This window comes from Micromonospora pisi (assembly GCF_003633685.1).
GTDB classification, from domain to species: Bacteria; Actinomycetota; Actinomycetes; order Mycobacteriales; family Micromonosporaceae; genus Micromonospora_G; species Micromonospora_G pisi.
The window spans coordinates 1,076,032-1,093,322 of record NZ_RBKT01000001.1 but is presented as its reverse complement, the minus strand read 5'-3'; the positions used below and the strand labels follow the sequence as shown (position 1 = coordinate 1,093,322).

The window sequence follows — 17,291 nt, the reverse complement described above, 5'->3', positions numbered from 1 at the left end:
ACGGCACATGTCGACGAGCTGGAGGAGGGTTGCCCGATGGCCGACCTGGTGCTCGACTACGCGCTGCTGCACAAGCTCGCGGGCAGCCTGCGCGAGCTGAAAGGCAAAATCCAGTTTGATGTGGAAACCGGCTCTCGTCGGGCGATCGTCACCTCCGACGGGGAGGTCGTCGACTCCAGCCAGGTCGGCAGCTCGACGCTGTACGCGACGCTGAGTGCCTTCTTCTCCGCCTGCCACACCCCGTTCAAGGACTCCATGGAGTTGCTCGACGAGCTGGCCGACACCTTCGACGGCATCGCCAAGGCCTATTTCGACCTGGATGCCGACATCGCCGGCAAGGTCAACCTGGACCGGCTGCGGGCGAACATCAGCGGCTGGCAGGCCGACACCGCCGCATACGAGCGTTACCTCGATCTGAAGGACCGGGAGATCACCTTCCAGTACTACGACAAGGACGGCAACCTGGTCGACGGTTCGGTGCCGGTGTGGAGTGGAGACCCGGTGCCTAAGCCGGGAGATGCGCCCACCGCCATCGACGGGACCTCGCCGGTGGGCAGCAACGACACCACGGCGGTCCTGGACGACGACGGCAACGTCATCTCCGAGACCACCACGGTGACCTCAGGTGACGGGCTGACCTACACCGAGAAGACCGAGTTCACCTACCGCGACACCGACGGCGACGGGAGGACCGACGTCATCGACTACACCTCCACCATCACCCATGCCGACGGAACCGAGGAAAAGATTGAGAAGAAGACCAACGACGACGGCTCGTTCGTGGTGACCTCCACCACCAGTGAGGGCACCACCACCAGCACCGTCACCCCGAGGGCCGACGGCGGATCGCATCAGGTCACCGTCGACCACGAGGGTGGGACCACCACGACCGACATCGTGGTGACCGGGCCGGACAGCGGCACCAAGACGGTGGTGGGCCCGGACGGCACAAAGGTCTACAACGGCAACCCGAAGACCGGGGAGTGGACCCTGGTGTCCGAAGAGGCACCCGAGGACGACTACCTGCCGTACACCACCGTCACCATCTGACCAACCTCCTTTGGAGCAGCGCCATGCCCAACATCACCGTCGACTTCGCCAAAGTGCAGTTGGTCAACGACCAGCTGAACCTGGCCGTCACGCAGACCGTGCCCCGGTTGGAGGATTTGCTCGCCGCGGTGTCCCAGTTGCTCACCAGCGACGGAGGCCTGTGGTTGCAGAAGTCCAGTCCCACGCTCAGCGGTCAGTACCAGACCTTCAACACCGAGTTGACCGCGGCGATCGAGAGCATCCGATCATTCGCCCAGCAGTTTCATAACATCACCGTTCAGCTGCGCACCATGGACGAGCAGATCACCGCGTCCAGCAGCTCCGCCTGATCCGCCGAACCGGAGGCATCCGATGGCAGAAGTCAACGTCGATTACGACCGGATCCACACCGTTTCCGGGCGGCTGACCACCGAGGGGGCGGAGATCGCCGACGTGCTCAAGGGCTTGAACACCAGCGTCACCGAGCTGCTGACCAGCCAGGGTGGCCTCTGGATGCAGCAGGCCAGCCCGGTTATGAGCAGCCAGTACACCGAGTTCACCGCCTCGCTGACCAAGGCAGTCAGCAACCTGGAAACCTTCGCGGCGAGCTTCGCGGCGATCGTGAAGAACCTCAGCGACATGGACCAGGCGCTGTCCGCACCGCCGCCCGCACAGTGACCGCGCGGCCCGGGTGCCGTCACCGGCACCCGGGCTGCGCCCAGGGTCGTCTGCCGGTGAACCGGGCTTGGTTCCGGCGTTGATCATGAGATTGGCGGTAGTTGTCGACTTGCGAACGGCCGCTACCCCGTGATCAACGGACCGGAAAGGTGGGGAGTCAGCGGAGGGCGGTGTGGGGGATGGTGACCGTGGTCAGCGCGGCGGTTGCCGGGTCCGGCAGATAGCCGCGTCCGGGTCGGCTACCGGCGCGCAGCAGGCCGGGCGGTACCCGGGCACCGACCAGGTCACCCTCGATCGCCGACTGTGGCGCGAGCAGCACACCCTGCCGGGAGCGCCGGGCCTCGGCGATCCACCCGCCCAACGACTGGGTCAGGGTCTCGGCCGTCCCCGCGTACGCCAGGCCGAGAGCACGATCCCGGCCGGTGGCCACCACCTGGCGCAGCACCGCCTCCACCGGGTTGGCGAAGCCGAACAGGTCGACGTCGTCGACCAGCACCACCAACGGGCCCCCCAGTTCCTCGACCGCGGCGGTCAGTTGCGTCGGGTCCGGGGCCGCTCCCTCGATCGCGCGCACCCGGCCGTGTACCGCCAGCCGGCGCAACACCGATTCGCGGGGCGTCAGGATCACCAAAGCGGTACCCCCCGCCAGCAGGGACACCGCCAGCGTGGCCAGGGAGTTGCTGCGGCCCGAACCGGGCGGACCGGCGACCAGGAAGGTCGCCTGCTGACCAGCGAAGTCCACATAGACCGGTGCGGCGGCGTCACCACCGATCCCGAGCAGTGCCCGCAGTGGACGCCGCTGCTCGTCCGGGACCTGCGCGAACGCCTCGGCGAAGGTGACCGATGCGGGTAGTCCGGCAATCGGGAACGGTCGGCGCTGCGTCGGCACCCCGGTGTCCCGGGCGGTGGCCCGGGCGGCGATCCGGCGGATCGCCTCGACCTGCGCCGCACCGGACGGGTCCGGATCCAGCAGAGCGATCTGGATCTCCGCCTGGTCCGCCGAGCGCCAGCCGCGTCCGGGCGGCACCACCTCCGGTATCCGGCGGTGGTTGACACCGATCGCCGAGTAGTCGGTGCGGTCGGTCATCCGCAGCATGATCCGGTGATCGTTGAGGTTCGCCACCCGCCCGGTCAACAGCGACCGCTCGGAGGACATCACCAAGTGCAGCCCGGCGGCCGGCCCCTCCCGCAGCAGGCCGAGGAACTGGTCCAGCAGTCGGCCGCCGTCGTGGTCGCCCAGGACGGCGGCCAGCGAATCCCAGCCGTCCACCAGCAGCATCAGGTGCGCCGGACGCTCCGCCGGCGGCAGCGCCGCCCGCAACTCGTCGAGTCCGGCACAGGAGTGCCTGGCCAGCAGTTCGTGCCGCCGGGCCAGCTCGCCCTGCAGCCGGCCAACCAGGCGTTCCAGCCGCTCCAGGTCGGCTCGGGGCACCACCGCGCCGCAGTGCGGAAGCTCCGACAACACCACCATCGACCCGCCGGCCGCATCGACCGCGTACAGGTGCACGTCGGCGCAGGACAGCGACCGGGCCAGCGACGCGGCCAGCGTACGCAGCAACTGTGACCGGCCGGTACGGGACGCGCCCAGCACGTAGAGATGCCCGAGCGCGGACAGGTCGCAGGTCAGCACCGGCTGGCTCTGCTGATCCGGCAGGTCAGCCAGTGCGTACGGCACCGGCGGCAGACCGGCGCCGGCTCTGGACGTCGTCGGGGTCAGATCGTCCAGCAGCACGACCGGCGGCAGCGGCGGCAGCCACGGACTCGGCTGTCGCCCGCAGCCCACCTCCTCAGCGGCGGCGTCGATGGCGTCCACCAGCACGTCCAGGTCGGTGGCGGCCAACTCGTCCGGCGCGGCGCCCTCGGGTATCGGCTCTACCGGCGGCGGCAGCGCACGGCCCAGCCGGGACCAGGGCAGCTTGGTACCGTGCACCGGCGGGGCCGGCCGGGATTCCGCCGCGTCGGAGTCGGCACGTTGGAACACGGCACCGACGTACCCGGTCTGGAAGGGCAGGGTGGACCTGTGGGCGAGCCGGGCGAGTGCTCGTCCGGGAGTGGCCACCGGGATCATCGCGGCATCCGGCACGTCGATCACATCGGAGCTTTCCATCGGATCGGTGACCCGCAGCGCGATGCGTAGGCTGGTGTTGGCGCGGATGTCGGTGGTCACCACGCCGGCCGGGCGCTGGGTGGCCAGGATCAGGTGGATGCCCAACGACCGGCCCCGCTGGGCGATGCTGACCAGGCCGGGGATGAAGTCCGGGACCTCTCGGACGAGCGTGGCGAACTCGTCGATGACCAGCACCAGTCGGGGCACCGCGGGCAGTTGGGGGTCGCGGCCCCGCATCGTCCGGTACTGGACGAGGTCCTTGGCGGCGACCTCGGCCAGGATCTCCTCGCGGCGGCGCAGCTCCGCGGCGAGCGACTCCAACGCCCGGACCACCAGCGCGCTGTCCAGGTCGGTGACCATGCCCAGGGTGTGCGGCAACCGTACGCAACTGTGGAACGCGCTGCCGCCCTTGTAATCGACCAGCACGAAGGTCAACTCGTCCGGGCGGTTGACCGCCGCCAGCGACACCACCAGGGTCTGCAGCAGCTCGGACTTGCCCGCGCCGGTGGTGCCCGCGATCAAGGCGTGCGGCCCGTCGCGGACCAGGTCGAGCGTGACCGTCCCGTCGAAGCCACTACCGATCACAAAACTCGTGGACGCGGGTTGCCGGGACCAGCGCTCAGCTAGTTCGGTGCCGTCCGGTGGGTCGGCGTCTAGCAGTTCCAGCAGCCGGCTGCGGTCGGGCAGTCCGGCCGTCTCGTCCGGGGTGACGTCCCGCAGCGGTGCCATCGCCCGGGCCACCCGGTCACACCACTGCGGCGTGACGATGTCCGGACGCACTCCGGTGGCCTCGGGTATGCCGGTCTGCCGTACGGTCAGCCCGTCCGCGTCGGCGCGCAGCACCGCGGTGCACTCCTCCGGCAGCAACCGTTCCTCGGCGTCGATGCAGATCGCGAAGATCCGCACCGCCGGTCCCTCGGTGAGCACCTGCACCATGCCGGGCACGTCACGCAGCCGGCGCGCCCCGTCGACGACCAGCACCACGTCGGGTTCGCTGAACAGGACCGGACCGAGCTGCGAGCCGCGGGCCTTGGTCCGCGCGGTTACCAGTGACACCAGCTCGCCGACCCGGTTCGCCACGGTCTCCGGGTCGTTGCCGACCAGCGTGTAGGGCCGTCCGACCGGGACGCCGTCCTCGGGCGGCCGGGTGTGCGGCAGCCACCGGACCCAGCTCCACCGATCCTCCCCGTTCGGCTCGGTCAACACGTGGATGCGTAGGTCGCGAGGGCTGTGCAGGGCGGCGGCCTGGAGGACGAGCCAGCGTGCCGTCGCGTACCTGGTCTCCGCCGCGCCGGCCAAACCGACCACCAGACGGTCGACCAGGTCCACGGTGACCGGCACGTCCGGCACGATCCACCGCAGCTGACGGTCCACCTCGCTGCGGGCCGGATCCTCCACCTCGATCAATGACGACTGGTCCATGGTGCCGACCCGCAACACGAGGTGGTCGGGATCGCGGCGGCGCCGTTCCCACAACCGTCGGCCCGGACCGACCGCCGTGTGCAGCACGGTCGCCGGATCGGGGGACGCCTCGCACCGAGCCAGCCGTTCCTCGGCGACCGCTGCGGTCAGCTCCCGCACCATCCGGGTGCGCTTGCGGCGGTACTCGGCGAGATCCCTGCGATACCGCTTGCGGCCGCTGCGCCGGTCGGTGAACCAGTTCGCCAACGCCAGCACCGGACTGAGCACCATGATCAGCAGAAAGAAGTACGACTTGAAGAGGAAGACGAACGCCAGGCCCAGCACCATCGGCGCGAGGATCATCAGCAGCGGGATCGGCCGGCGGGTCGGCCGGGTCGGTGGGGTGGGCAGGCGTCGGCGGGCGAAGAGCAGCGGCGGCACGATCCGCGGCGGCCGGTTGAAGTCCAGCATCGGCACATCCCCGGCCGGGGTCACCGCGGCGTCCGGTGCCGGGCGCGACACCAGCCGCAGCAGGCTTCCACCTACCGCCAGATCCACCCCGGGCGGCCAGCGGCGGGAACCGTCACGCCGTTGCTCCCACGGCTCCAGCTCGCCGTGCTGTTCGGCGGGAGGATCCGACGCGCGTCGTTGCTCCGGATAATCCGGGTAGCCGGGTGGATCCACCGGATCGGTCTGCGGCGGTAGTTGCGGCAGCGCCAGGCGCACCGCCGCGTCACCGGCGGCGACCCAGGCACGGCCCTGCTCGTCGACGGTGAGCCGGGCGGCGTGCGCGGGCACTCCGGTGTCGCCCGGGTCGATCGCGGACCCCGCTGCCGAGCCGATGTCGTGACAGCCCAGGCCGACCGGCCAGATCCGTCCGGCTCCGGGACCGCCGACGCCATGCACCTCCAGCCAGTGGGTCCGCCGATCGCCCGGCAGGTCCCGTACCCCGCCGGTCGGCACCGGCGTACCGGCACCGAGCCGGACCCCGGCGACCAGCCCGGCACGGCTCACCGTCCAGGTCGGATCCAGTCGTGCCCCGTCGAGATACCAGTCACCCGGGGCGCCGTCCTGCTCGGTGAGCGCACCCACCGGCGTGTCCACCCCGACGTCCATCGCGACGTCCCGGTCGGCTCCGGCGGAGACGAGGGTCACCAGCAGGCGCATCAGCGGTCTCCGGTTCGTCTGGCCGGCTCAACACCGGAGTGGACCATCGCTCGTCCCTCGTCGTGCGCCTGCTCGATCAGGTCGTTGTTGGCGACGGGTGGGACGGGCCGGGGCTGGGCGGCCGGCAGCGTGGCAGGTGACGCCACACCGGCCGGCCGGGCGCGGCCGGGTTCCGCCGGTTCCGCCGGAACGGAGGAAACCGCGCCGAGGGCTGTGGGCCTGAGGGGAACCTCCTCGGCCCAGGCCGGTGCCGGTGCGACGGCGGGCGCGGACCGGCGGGCGGGGCGCAGGCGGCGGGCCAGCGGCGCGGAATCCGCGTCGAGTTGCAGTTCCGGCGCGATCACCCGACCCGCTAGGTTGACCCGCAGCCGCCAGCGTGAGCCGGGCAGGTAGCCGTCGACCAGAACCAGCAGCCCGGGATCGTCGGCGACCAGCGTGGCGAGTTGCGCTGCCGTCTGCGGATCAGGCCGCCGGCAGACCAGGACGGTGCGCCCGACCGGCTCTTCCGGACGCCGTGCGAGAGTCGTCAGGGCTTCGGAAAGCGGCATCCGGTCGGCGTCGGTCGCTCCGAGACCGTTGCCGGGTTCGGTCGCGACGATCAGACGCTGCACGCCGTGCCCGTCGAGCAGGGCGGCCAGCTGGACGACCAGCGCGGACACCAGCCGCTCTGCCGGCGTCGGGGCACCGTGCACCGACACGATGCCGGGGCAGCGGGCGAGATCCAGCAGAACCAGCGCGCCGGCCCGGACGCCCACGGCGAGCGGCAACGGGCCGCCTGTCACTGGCTCATGGGGCGGGGGCAGCGGCCTGGTGGCCTGCCAGCTGCGCGGTGTGGTGGCCTGCCATGGGGAATCCGCTGCCGGTGGCGGCACGTCCGCCCCCGGGCCGGCGAGCCGTACGCTGATTTGCCCCGGGCCCAACAGCACCAGGTACGGCCAGAAGTCGTCCCGTTCGGCCAGCGCCGATTGGGCCGACACGATCCCGGCCCGGGCCGCCGGCACCGGCCCCGATCCGGCGAAGTGACGGCCGACCACCCGCACCCCTTGCCGGAGGCGGAGGAGGCCGACGACCGGCGTCACCAGATCCCTGGCCGCGCCGACGATGGCGCGCCGGATACGCCGTCCGGTGCCCCGCAGGCCGTACCGGCGGTCGAACCACCGCAGCAGCACCACCAGCAGGATCAGCAGCTCCAGTACCGTGAGTACGGTCAGCAGCGTTTTCCGGTTGGTGTCCAGGAAGTGGCTGAGGTTGCTGAAGGACGGCGGATTCAACCGTGGTTCTCCTTCGCCCGTAGCGCGCCCAGGTGCGGCACAGCCGTGCCCCGATGTTAACCACGGGCGGATGGCCGTTCTGGATGCCGAAGTCCGCCCAGGGACGACAGATCCGCAGTTCAAGCCGACCGGCTTGGGCCTGTCCCCGGCCTGTCGTCCAATCGATGAACTCTTGGTGACATTCGCCGGTTGGCGGGCTGTCGACGGTCCGCCACGTGCAGGTGCGAGCCCATAGCCGGCTCAGGGGCGGGGAGTACAGATCAGCAGGCTCGCGCGGACCTCGTCCGGCCCGTCCGGGGCGTAGAGGTGGAGGGTGTCGGCGGCCCAGGAGAGGGGCCGATGGTGCGGGAAATGACTGATTGGCTGCTCGATTGCCGGCCCACGACAAAACCCGCCGGTTGCGCGCGGCGGGAGAAGTGGTTGGCATATCCGGCGGGAGCGTCGTCACCAGGATGGCGATGGACCACGTCTTCAACAGTCAGTCGCAGCTGAAGATCGTCGAGATCGTGAGCAAGGGCCTCAGCGAGGGCGGCAATCCCTGGCTCGCGCAGATAGTCGCCTGGCTTGCCTGTGCCCGTTCGAACAGCACCGGCCATTTGGATACGTGGGGACCCGACGAGTTAGACCTGGTCGCAACCCTCGGCTACTACGAAGACAATCGGGACGACGACTCGCATAGGTAGGCTTCCGTCGCAGGAATCCTCACCAAAATGAAGCAAGCGTCACCTGGGCACCATTTCCGTGAGTAAGCGACACCTTCGACGAAGATCTAGATTATGTGTGGGTTCTCAGCCGAGTTGGCGCTGGTCAGCGCGTTGACCTGCGCGCGGCTGCCGTTTCTCGCCGGGATGGCGGCGCGGCTGTCTCAGCAAGTTGGCGCCTTCTTGATGATTTGTTGGATGGGTACGGTTGGCCGTCGCTGGTTGGTGTGCATGGGCGACTGTCTGTGGCGCGTGTTGGCGACGGCGTATTCGTTGGGGTTAGCGGGCGCGTTACTGCTGGGCGGAACGCCTGTATGGCCCGCATTTGGGCGGGCGTTCGCGCTGGCGTAGCGGGTGAGCAGTTCGCGGATGTCGGGTTGGGCGAGGTGGGCGAGCAGGCGCTGGCCGCGGCGTGTCGGGACCATCCGGGTGTAGCGGTGTGGGGCTCGTTGCAGGATGGGCGCGCGCCGATGTCGGGTTCGCGGCGCCGGATTTGTAGGTTGAGATTCTGGGTGTGTAGCGGGTAGGGCCTACCCCACCGGCGATCTTCCCGCTCACCGGCTGTCATCCGGACAGGCCGCTTCATAGGCTCGCAGGACAGTCATCGAACACGATTCCTGTCCGTTTCGGAGGTTGTCACGTGAGCCACTCCATCAAGGACCCGCCCGTCGGGAATCGAGCGTCGTCCGCGACGCTCTCCCGGATCGTCGATGTCGACGCGCTGCGCGCCGTGGCGCTGCTCCTCATCCTGGTCGTCAACATCGCCTTCTTCGCCTCCGGGTATCCCTTCCATCTGGTTCCGGATCCCGCGCACGACTCGTGGGGCGACCAGGTGGTCCTGTGGCTGGTCGAGCTGCTCTTCGCGATGAAGGCGTACCTGCTCTTCTCCTTTCTGTTCGGCTACAGCTTCACGCTCCAGCTCGATTCCGCCGCGCGGCGCGGCGTCGATGTCGCCCCACGGTTCCGGCGACGGCTGGCAGGGCTCTTCGTGCTCGGCATCCTGCACGCGGTGCTGCTGTTCCAGGGCGACATCCTGACCACGTACGCGTTGCTCGGTCTGGTCCTGCTCGCCATGCGGGGAGCCGGCATCGGGACCGCGCTGCGCGTCGCCGTACTGCTGACCGGCGGGATCGGCTTCGTCCTCGCGCTCGCCGCCACGGGCGGGACCCAGCTGGTCACCGATCCGGCGACGGCACTGGCGGCGGGGCAGCGGTCCACCGAGGCACTACAGGGTGGGATCGGCTCGGTGATCACCGAGCACGTACGCCAGCTGCCGGCGATGTTCGGCACGCTCCTCGTGCAGGGGCCGCTCGCCCTCTCGGCCTTCCTTTTCGGTTACGCGGCCGGGCGGCGCCGGCTGCTCACCGACGTCGTCGGGAACCGGCAGCTCCTGCGCCGGGTGCAGCAGCTGGGCTATCCGGTCGGCCTGGCCGGTGCGGTGATCTTCGCATCGGGCGGGGGCACCGCCAACCTGACCGGGCTGACGGCGGGCGTGCTCACCGCGCCGCTGCTCGCGGCCGCGTACGCCGCGACCCTGCTCCAGTTCTTCCAGACCGACCGGGGGCGGCGGGTCGTCGCCGTACTCGCGCCGGCCGGACGGATGTCCCTGTCGAACTACCTGGGTCAGTCGCTGCTCTGCGTGCTGGTCTTCACCGGCGTCGGGCTGGGCCTCGCTGGTGCCGTCGCGCCCGCGGTCGTCGTCCTCATCGCGGTCGCGATCTACTGTGTGCAGCTCGCCGCCAGCGCGGCGTGGATGGCCCGGTTCCGGTACGGGCCGATGGAGTGGCTGTTGCGGGCCTGGACCGAGCAGCGGTGGCCACGGCTGCGGGCCGCGGACCGGGCATAGTTCTCATCGAGATCGGTCGACGCCACGCCGAGCCCCACAGGTCCAAGGGCGGCCGACCACCGGCGTTCGACCCGCAGGTCTACCAGCAACGTCACGCCGTCGAGTGCCCCATCAACCGGCTCAAACGCGACCGCGCCGTCGCCACCCGCTTCGACAAGCTCGCCGTCCGCTACGAAGCCACAATCCACCTCGCCGCCATCAACGAGTGGCTGTAACCGACTTCGACACACGCCCTAGCTCGGCTGCGATGGCGAACGCGTGCCGGACGCGGCAGTGGCTTCGACGACGGGAGTGACGTGCCGGTCGGTCAGAGCGGTACGTCGTACTCCGGCACCCTTGGTGATACCGGGCAGCAGGGGCACCCCTCCGGTGCGGTGCCGGCCCGACTGTCTGGTGCAGGTGTGCGCGGCGGCCGGAGGCGTCGAGCCACGCGAACACCGCGCGTTCCGGGCAGAGCCACGCGAGGGTTTCGGTGCCCTCGGTAGGTCGATGCGCCGTCCGGTCCCGATCTTGTCGGTTTTCGACCGGGCGACGAGCAGCCGTATCCCGTGGGAGTGCAGTTCGAGGTGGTCGACGGGTAGCGCGGCCAGTGCCTCGCGTCGTGGTGCGGCCATGTAGCCGGCCGTCAGCAGGTAGTGGTCGCGTAGCGAGACAGGTATGTGCGCGGGGCGGGGAGGGGTGCGTTCGGGCCGGGCGGGTGGTGCCCAGGGTGGTGATCATGGCGGCGGGCAGCGGGAGGCTGATCGCGTCCACGCCCTCGGTCGGCCCCCGTGGATTCGTCGTGCCCCGTCGTGTACCCGGGCCAGCCGGGGATCGTCGCTGGGCGGGATCCAACCCGCTTCGGGCTGGCGGTCGCGGAGCGCGGCGAGCGGGCAGATACGTCTTCGGTGACCTCGTCGACGGGCGGGTGCTCTACACCGAGGTCGACCGGATGCGTCGCGGCCGGGCCCTCGCGCCCGTCCACCGGCTCGCGCTGTTCGACGCGGTTCGAATCCTGGTGCGGGCCGGTGCCAGTAGCTCAGTGGCGAGAGCGCCGGACTGTGGATCCGGAGGCCGCAGGGTTCGATTGTAGAGAGCCTGTTCCGGATGTTCGGGGACTGCCCCGCCCACCGACTGTCGGACGGGCGGGGCATCGGCGTACCCGGTCAGCCGCCGCGACCGGCGGCGTTCGGGTAGAGGGCGGCGAAGAGGGTTGCCATGGTGAGGCCGATGGCGGCGGCGGTGGTTCGACGTCGCTGCCACGACCAGCGGGGTCGGCAGTGCCCCCGGTGTCGGCCCCGGCGAGCAGCTCCGCCACGTCGTCGGCGGAGACGGTCGCGTCCAGCGGTCCGGTGTCCCGCAGGTGCCGGTTGTGGCGGGGCTCCTGCCGGGTCTTCGCGTCGTTGAGTCGGCGCCGCAGGTCGTCGCGTACGTCGTTGAGGGCGGCGCGCAGGTCCTCCTCGGCGGAGACGGTGACGATCTTCTGCCGGCCGGCGATCCAGCACTCCAGGGTGACCTTCTGCCCACGAGCGGCCCGGTCCTTCACCGATACCTCGAGCTCGGTCGTGTCCGCGGAGAAGGCGGCGAGCCGCGCGTCGAGGGTGGCGAACTGCTCGACGATCCAGTTCCGGTCACCCTGGGAGAAACCCGCGCCGCCCCGCAGGCAGTCGGCGACGGTGGCCGGGGTCGGGGCGCTCATCGCCGCACCTCGCCCTCGGCGGGTACGGACGGGATGCTGGTGGAGCCGCTGCCACTGCGCATGTCTCGCTGACCCTTCGAGTTCCACGAGCTGGACGTCGCTCGCGCTTGATCAGCGGTTACCCCGGGTGGACCCGTCCCGAAACGTGACGTTCGCGATCTCGTACGGGCGGGGTCGGTCAGCGCCCGGGAGCCGACGTGCGGGCGAACGTACCGACCATGTTGCCGCTGGCCAGTTCCTGCCCGTCCAACGCCTGGTGTACGTCGGGCACCTGCGGCGTGTCCGGTAGTTCCAACGGTCGGGAGACCGCGTAGATCCGGAAGAAGTAGCGGTGCGGATCGCTGTCGACGGGTGGCAGTGGGCCGCCCCAGCCGGCCGTACCGAAGCCGTTGGTCCACTCCCGCCCTCCGGCCGGCACCTGCCCCTCGGCCACGCCTCCCGTAGCCGGGTCGATACCGGTCACCAACCAGTGCAGGAACGGCGTCGGGCCGGCGTCGCGATCCTCGACCATCAGGACCAACTCGTCGGCCGACCCGGGCGCGCCGGACCATTCGAGCGGCGGCGACACGTTGCCCCCGTCCTGGGCGAACCGCCCGGGTATCCGGTCGTGGTCGTTGAACGCGACGCTGCGGATCATCATGCCCGCCATGCCGTCACCGCCCCTTCGCCTCATGGCCGCTCCCGGCACGCCGGGCGGGCCCCGTTCAGCCAGGTGCGCCTACCCCGAGCCAGGGGGGATGAAACGCGTCATCGGCTCCCGGGCGCGACTGGTCGAGGAGTACGCGCGACACGACGGGCACGGCTACCCGCTCCGGAAGTCTGCCGCTACCTCGGCGAGCGGAGGTCGGCGGTGACCGGATGAGGCCGAAGCGGGACAGGTTATCGACGGTTTTCGCATCCATCGCCAATATTTCCATGATCTTAACTGATCGATAGACGGTACGGTCCTTACTACTGCGGCGTGCACGCGCCCGATGCACGTCGTCACCGGTCAGCGCACTGTGCACGGAGGACACACGTATGGGTTATCAATCGGATCGCAGATCACGCAGGAAACGCCGCGCCTTCGGCGCGATGGCCGGGGCGGTTCTCCTCATGGCCCTGCTGCCGGGCACGGCCTCGGGCCAGGAGCCCGCACCGGACCCACGGATTGGGCTCGGCTCGGGGTGGTTGGACGCGCAGAGCGCGAGCAGCGGCCTCGAACTGTTGGCGCACCGCGACAAGCCGGCGGGCTTCGTCAACCCGGCCGACCCCGGTGACTTCGGCTTCGCCGGATCTGATCTCGCCTTCGGCGGCAACCACGCCTACATGGGCAACTTCAACGGCTTCAACATCTACGACATCTCCCAGCCCACCAACCCGACGCTCGTCACCAGCGTCGTGTGCCCGGGCGGGCAGGGTGACCTCTCCGTCTACGGCGACCTGCTGTTCATGTCGGTCGAGGAGAGCCGCGGCCGCCTCGACTGCGGCACGAACCCCGCGGTCGGCACCCGCTTCCAGGGCGTACGCGTCTTCGACATCAGTGACGTGACGAACCCGGTGCAGGTCGCCGCCGTACAGACCTGCCGGGGCTCGCACACCCACTCGCTGGTGACCGACCCGGACGACAGCGCGAACGTGTACGTGTACGTGTCCGGCACCGCCGGCGTACGCCCGGCGACCACGATGGCCGGCTGCAACAACACCCCCGCGTCCGGTGAGAACCCGGCGCGGTGGCGCATCGACGTCATCAAGGTTCCGGTGGCGGCGCCCGAACAGGCCGCGATCGTCAGCGGCCCACGGTTGTTCGCCAACCCGGAGACCGGCGCGATCGACGGCCTGCAGAACACCCCGCCCGCGCCGACCCACCCGTCGGGCAGCTCGTGGAGCCCGTCGCCGGTCACCGACGCCTGTCATGACATCACCGCCTACCCGCAGCTCGGGTTGGCCGCGGGCGCCTGTGAGGGCAACGGCATCCTGATCGACATCTCGGACCCCGCCAACCCGGTACGGATCGACGAGGTCTCCGACCCGAACTTCGCTTACTGGCACTCCGCCACCCTCAGCAACGACGGCAAGAAGGTCATCTTCACCGACGAGTGGGGCGGCGGCACCGGGGCCCGGTGCCGTACGACCGACCAGCCGCAGTGGGGCGCCAACGCGATCTTCGACATCGTCGACGGCAAGATGCGTTTCGCCAGCTACTACAAGCTGCCGGTGCCGCAGACGCTCCAGGAGAACTGCGTCGCCCACAACGGTTCGCTGATTCCGGTGCCGGGACGGGACATCCTGGCCCAGGCGTGGTACCAGGGCGGCGTCTCGTTGCTGGACTTCACCGACTCGGCCCACCCGCGCGAGATCGGCTACTTCGACCGGGGGGCGATCAGTCCGACCTCCATCATGCTCGGTGGCTTCTGGTCGGCGTACTGGTACAACGGCCAGGTCTACGGCAGCGAGATCGCGCGCGGTCTCGACGTCTTCGGCCTGCGGCCCAGTCAGCACCTGACCGAGGCGGAGATCGCCGCGGCCCGTGAGGTGCACCTGCCCGAGTTCAACGCCCAGCACCAGACCAGGATCAGTTGGGCGCCGAGTTTCGCGGTGGCCCGGGCCCGGTTCGACCAACTCAGCCGGACCTGCACCTCGACCATCTCGGCCCGGCACAACGGCCCGTTGACGGTCTCGGGTGTCACCTGCCTGACCGGGGCGACGGTCTCCGGCCCGGTCACGGTCCGGCCGGGTGCCTCGCTGCTCGCCATCGACTCGTCGATCTCCGGGCCTGTCTCGGCGTCGAACGCGGCGGCGGTGCAGCTCTACCACAGCACCGTACGCGGACCGGTGAGCATCATCGGCACGATGGGCGGCGCCGCCATCGTGGATTCCGAGATCCATGGGCCGGTTTCGGTGAACGGCGGCACCGGCACGGTCGAGCCGATCATCGCCGACAGCACGGTACGCGGCCCGCTCGCCTGTACCGGCAACGTGCCGGCGCCGATCAACCTCGGTGCGGCCAACACGGTGCACGGGCCGGCCGCTGGCCAGTGCACAGGTCTTGACTGACAATCCTCAGCGACCGTCAGGGGGCGCGTCCTGTCGAGACATCGGCAGGACGCGGCCCTCGACGCTGTCCGGCTCCCGCCGTCCGCTCAACCGCCGCCAAGCGTGGCCAGCAACTCCTGCATGCTTCTGATCTCGATGCCCTGGTCGGCGTTGACCTCGCGGGCGAACCGGTCGCTCGCCGGCTCAAGCCCGCCGCCTGCCGCGTAGAGCTGCTGCACCATGGTCAGCGCACCGTTGTGATGACGGATCATGAGGTCGAGGAACAGCCGGTCGAACTCCGCACCCCGGGCCCGCTCCAGTTGGCTGAGCTGCTCCGGGCTGAGTATCCCGGGCATCGCGGCGTCGTGCCCGGTGTGGTGCGCGTGCGGCCCCGACACCTCCTCACCACGTTCGGTGAGCCACCGCTCCATCTGCGTTATCTCGTCCCGCTGTGACGTCTCGATCCGCCGGGCGAGCAGCGACACCTCGGGGCCGGCCGCGCGGTCCGCGACGAGGGCGGTCATTTCCAGCGCCTGCCGGTGATGAGAGATCATCCGCTGCATGAACTGGGCGTCGGCCGGAGTGTGTGCCGGAGGCGGCGGCAACTGGGACTGCTCGGCCGGAGAGAGGGTACGGCCGGCCTGACCCGGCGCGCCGGGTTGCACCACCTGGTTGGCGGTCGGCGGGGCGGACTGGACGACCTGGTTGGCGGCCCGTTCGTCGGCCCGGTCCCCGGTGGCCCGGAGGACGGCGAACGATCCCACGCCGAGGACGGCGGCGGTAGCCGCCACGGCGGCGAGGACACGGCGACGCGACGAGAACACGATCTGATCACCGTAACCGAAATCGATCTCCTCGGCGAGACCCGATCGGAGGCACGTGTGTTGGCCGGTGGGACGGGACGCCACGATATGAACCCGACCAGCCCACCGTCGACTCGCCCACTACCGGTTCCAGGATCGACACGGGGGTCACCCTAGCGGCGGAGCTAGCGAGCAAACTCCACGCCGTGATGATCGCGAGGGTGGTAGCCCGCCGTCGAGGTCGGGGCGATCGCTGCCGCGCCGCTACGCGGCTTGCCGCGGGCGTACGTGGCCCAGGCGCGCGGTGGCCCGGCGCCACGGCAAGCCGCCCCAGCCCGAAGGATGGGGCGGGAAGCCGTACGACGCCGGGCAGCCGCAGCCGGCCGGATCGTGTCAGCTACGTGTCATATGCCGATGCCGTACCTGGTCGCGAACGGGCAGGTACGGGCACCACGACGCCGCCGACAATCAGGCACTTCGGGCAGATCAGGTTAGTGGACCACGATCTTCCAAACTGTGGCTCCAGCGTTGCCGGGAGGCCGCTGGACGAGCTGCGACCCGGCGTGGTGTTGTGGGATGGTGAGCGCAGGCTCGCGAAAGGAGCCCGGAGGAGTAGCTGGGCCAAGTGTCTAATGCTCCCGCCGCCAGCGTGCGGGCGTCGTCCCGAACTGCCGCTGGAACGCTCGCTCGAATGTCCGCAACTCGCCCAGCCCCACAGCGGCTCCGATATCCGACACCAGGCGGGTGTTGTGCCGCGGATCCGACAACATCGCCCGTGCCGCCAGCAGCCGCTGCTCCCTGATGTACGTCCCCGGTGTGGTCCCGACCCGGGAGAACAGCGCGTGAGCGTGCCGGACGGAGACGTGATGCCTGCGCGCCAGTTCCGCCACGGTGAGACGCGTATCGGCGAGGTGATCGCGGATATGGGTTCGCATCAACCCCAGCAGCACCTCACCGGCGCTCTGCTCAACGGGCACCGTGGGGGTCGTGCCTCGCAGGGCCATCATGAGCATTTCGATCGCCGCCAGGCCGGCGTCGTGACGCTGCTCATCGGAGAGACCGTCGGCGAGCTGGAATAGCTGGCTGATGTATCCCGACAGCAGCCGCATGGCCGGCAACAGCGGATTCATGCGCCGTGCGAGGCCGCCGGTGATCTCGGCCGAGCGCAAGGGCAGTACATCACGCGGGAACTGCAGGAGGAGGCTGTGAACGTCAGTCGCGACGTTCAGATCCCACGCGCTCCGAGCTTCGTACAGGACTCCGACGCCCGGGCCCAGTTCGGCGACTCGCCCGTGCTGGAGTAGCCGGCCGAAGCCCGCCACGTGGACGCAGAAGAGCAGCAGATCGTCCCGCTCGGTTCTCGCGGCCATATGCGCGGTCCTAAACGTCCGCAGCGGCGTCGTCCGAGCCTCGGAGAGAGAGACGGCCTTACCCAGAGTTTGCAGGGCCAGCCGCCCCTGGAAGTCGGGGCGCGGCTCGGCGATCACAGGCATGTAACTCTGCCTGGCCGCCTGCTCCAGTTCCTCTGCGGACCGCAGGCTATGCGTCAACACGCTACCAGGCTACTCACCTGGTTATTCGTGCTGCGGCCGGCG

12 protein-coding genes and 1 pseudogene are annotated in these 17,291 nt (G+C 69.9%); 7 read left to right on the top strand and 6 right to left on the bottom strand.

Annotated elements, in window-relative coordinates; translation table 11 throughout:
- Window positions 1–36 precede the first annotated feature (36 nt).
- The 3 genes from BDK92_RS04285 to BDK92_RS04275 are packed head-to-tail and all read left to right on the top strand — an operon-like array spanning window position 37 to window position 1,707.
- Window positions 37–1,050, top strand: coding sequence for a hypothetical protein (locus tag BDK92_RS04285; RefSeq protein ID WP_121154783.1), 1,014 nt, complete (start codon window positions 37–39; stop codon window positions 1,048–1,050).
- Window positions 1,051–1,073: 23 nt separating this feature from the next.
- Window positions 1,074–1,379, top strand: coding sequence for a hypothetical protein (locus BDK92_RS04280; protein WP_121154780.1), 306 nt, complete (start codon window positions 1,074–1,076; stop codon window positions 1,377–1,379).
- Between the two features lie 22 nt (window positions 1,380–1,401).
- Window positions 1,402–1,707 (top strand): WXG100 family type VII secretion target, encoded by a 306-nt coding sequence (locus BDK92_RS04275; protein ID WP_121154778.1) that lies wholly within the window; start codon window positions 1,402–1,404, stop codon window positions 1,705–1,707.
- A gap of 157 nt (window positions 1,708–1,864) precedes the next feature.
- Here the strand turns inward: BDK92_RS04275 and BDK92_RS04270 are convergent, their stop codons facing one another.
- Both BDK92_RS04270 and BDK92_RS04265 read right to left on the bottom strand, forming a co-directional pair.
- Window positions 1,865–6,382 (bottom strand): FtsK/SpoIIIE domain-containing protein, encoded by a 4,518-nt coding sequence (locus BDK92_RS04270; protein WP_121154776.1) that lies wholly within the window; start codon window positions 6,380–6,382, stop codon window positions 1,865–1,867.
- Window positions 6,382–7,653 (bottom strand): hypothetical protein, encoded by a 1,272-nt coding sequence (locus BDK92_RS04265; RefSeq protein ID WP_121154774.1) that lies wholly within the window; start codon window positions 7,651–7,653, stop codon window positions 6,382–6,384. Before BDK92_RS04265 ends, BDK92_RS04270 begins: the two co-directional genes overlap by 1 nt.
- A gap of 371 nt (window positions 7,654–8,024) precedes the next feature.
- On the opposite strand from BDK92_RS04265, the gene BDK92_RS04260 reads away from it, so the two are divergent.
- The 3 genes from BDK92_RS04260 to BDK92_RS04245 all read left to right on the top strand — a co-directional run bounded on the left by BDK92_RS04260 (window position 8,025) and on the right by BDK92_RS04245 (window position 10,415).
- Entirely contained in the window at window positions 8,025–8,336 is a 312-nt protein-coding gene (locus BDK92_RS04260; protein WP_147456899.1) for a hypothetical protein, read from the top strand.
- Window positions 8,337–8,994: 658 nt separating this feature from the next.
- Entirely contained in the window at window positions 8,995–10,200 is a 1,206-nt protein-coding gene (locus BDK92_RS04250; RefSeq protein ID WP_121154767.1) for a DUF418 domain-containing protein, read from the top strand.
- Window positions 10,167–10,415 carry a hypothetical protein gene (locus BDK92_RS04245; RefSeq protein WP_425462208.1) on the top strand — a complete coding sequence of 83 codons (249 nt, stop codon included), beginning with the start codon at window positions 10,167–10,169 and terminating at the stop codon, window positions 10,413–10,415. Before BDK92_RS04250 ends, BDK92_RS04245 begins: the two co-directional genes overlap by 34 nt.
- A gap of 1,109 nt (window positions 10,416–11,524) precedes the next feature.
- Here the strand turns inward: BDK92_RS04245 and BDK92_RS04230 are convergent.
- Together BDK92_RS04230 and BDK92_RS04225 are read right to left on the bottom strand one after the other, a co-directional pair.
- Window positions 11,525–11,878: pseudogene (locus tag BDK92_RS04230) on the bottom strand (HPF/RaiA family ribosome-associated protein); the annotation flags it as partial.
- Between the two features lie 178 nt (window positions 11,879–12,056).
- Window positions 12,057–12,551, bottom strand: a complete 495-nt coding sequence (locus BDK92_RS04225; protein WP_211349070.1) for a YbhB/YbcL family Raf kinase inhibitor-like protein — start codon at window positions 12,549–12,551, stop codon at window positions 12,057–12,059.
- A 422-nt stretch (window positions 12,552–12,973) separates the two neighbouring features.
- On the opposite strand from BDK92_RS04225, the gene BDK92_RS04220 reads away from it, so the two are divergent.
- Entirely contained in the window at window positions 12,974–14,914 is a 1,941-nt protein-coding gene (locus BDK92_RS04220; RefSeq protein WP_246016785.1) for an LVIVD repeat-containing protein, read from the top strand.
- A gap of 86 nt (window positions 14,915–15,000) precedes the next feature.
- Here the strand turns inward: BDK92_RS04220 and BDK92_RS04215 are convergent, their stop codons facing one another.
- Entirely contained in the window at window positions 15,001–15,717 is a 717-nt protein-coding gene (locus BDK92_RS04215; protein WP_147456898.1) for a DUF305 domain-containing protein, read from the bottom strand.
- Window positions 15,718–16,325: 608 nt separating this feature from the next.
- Window positions 16,326–17,249, bottom strand: coding sequence for an AraC family transcriptional regulator (locus BDK92_RS04210; RefSeq protein ID WP_121154756.1), 924 nt, complete (start codon window positions 17,247–17,249; stop codon window positions 16,326–16,328).
- Window positions 17,250–17,291: the final 42 nt, after the last annotated feature.

Excerpts from the sequence above, each read along its gene's own strand:
- BDK92_RS04285 (WP_121154783.1), top strand. The coding sequence starts at position 37 with ATGGCCGACCTGGTGCTCGACTACGCGCTGCTGCACAAGCTCGCGGGC.
- BDK92_RS04220 (WP_246016785.1), top strand. The coding sequence starts at position 12,974 with ATGGCCCTGCTGCCGGGCACGGCCTCGGGCCAGGAGCCCGCACCGGAC.
- BDK92_RS04270 (WP_121154776.1), bottom strand. The coding sequence starts at position 6,382 with ATGCGCCTGCTGGTGACCCTCGTCTCCGCCGGAGCCGACCGGGACGTC.
- BDK92_RS04280 (WP_121154780.1), top strand. The coding sequence starts at position 1,074 with ATGCCCAACATCACCGTCGACTTCGCCAAAGTGCAGTTGGTCAACGAC.
- BDK92_RS04225 (WP_211349070.1), bottom strand. The coding sequence starts at position 12,551 with ATGAGGCGAAGGGGCGGTGACGGCATGGCGGGCATGATGATCCGCAGC.
- BDK92_RS04275 (WP_121154778.1), top strand. The coding sequence starts at position 1,402 with ATGGCAGAAGTCAACGTCGATTACGACCGGATCCACACCGTTTCCGGG.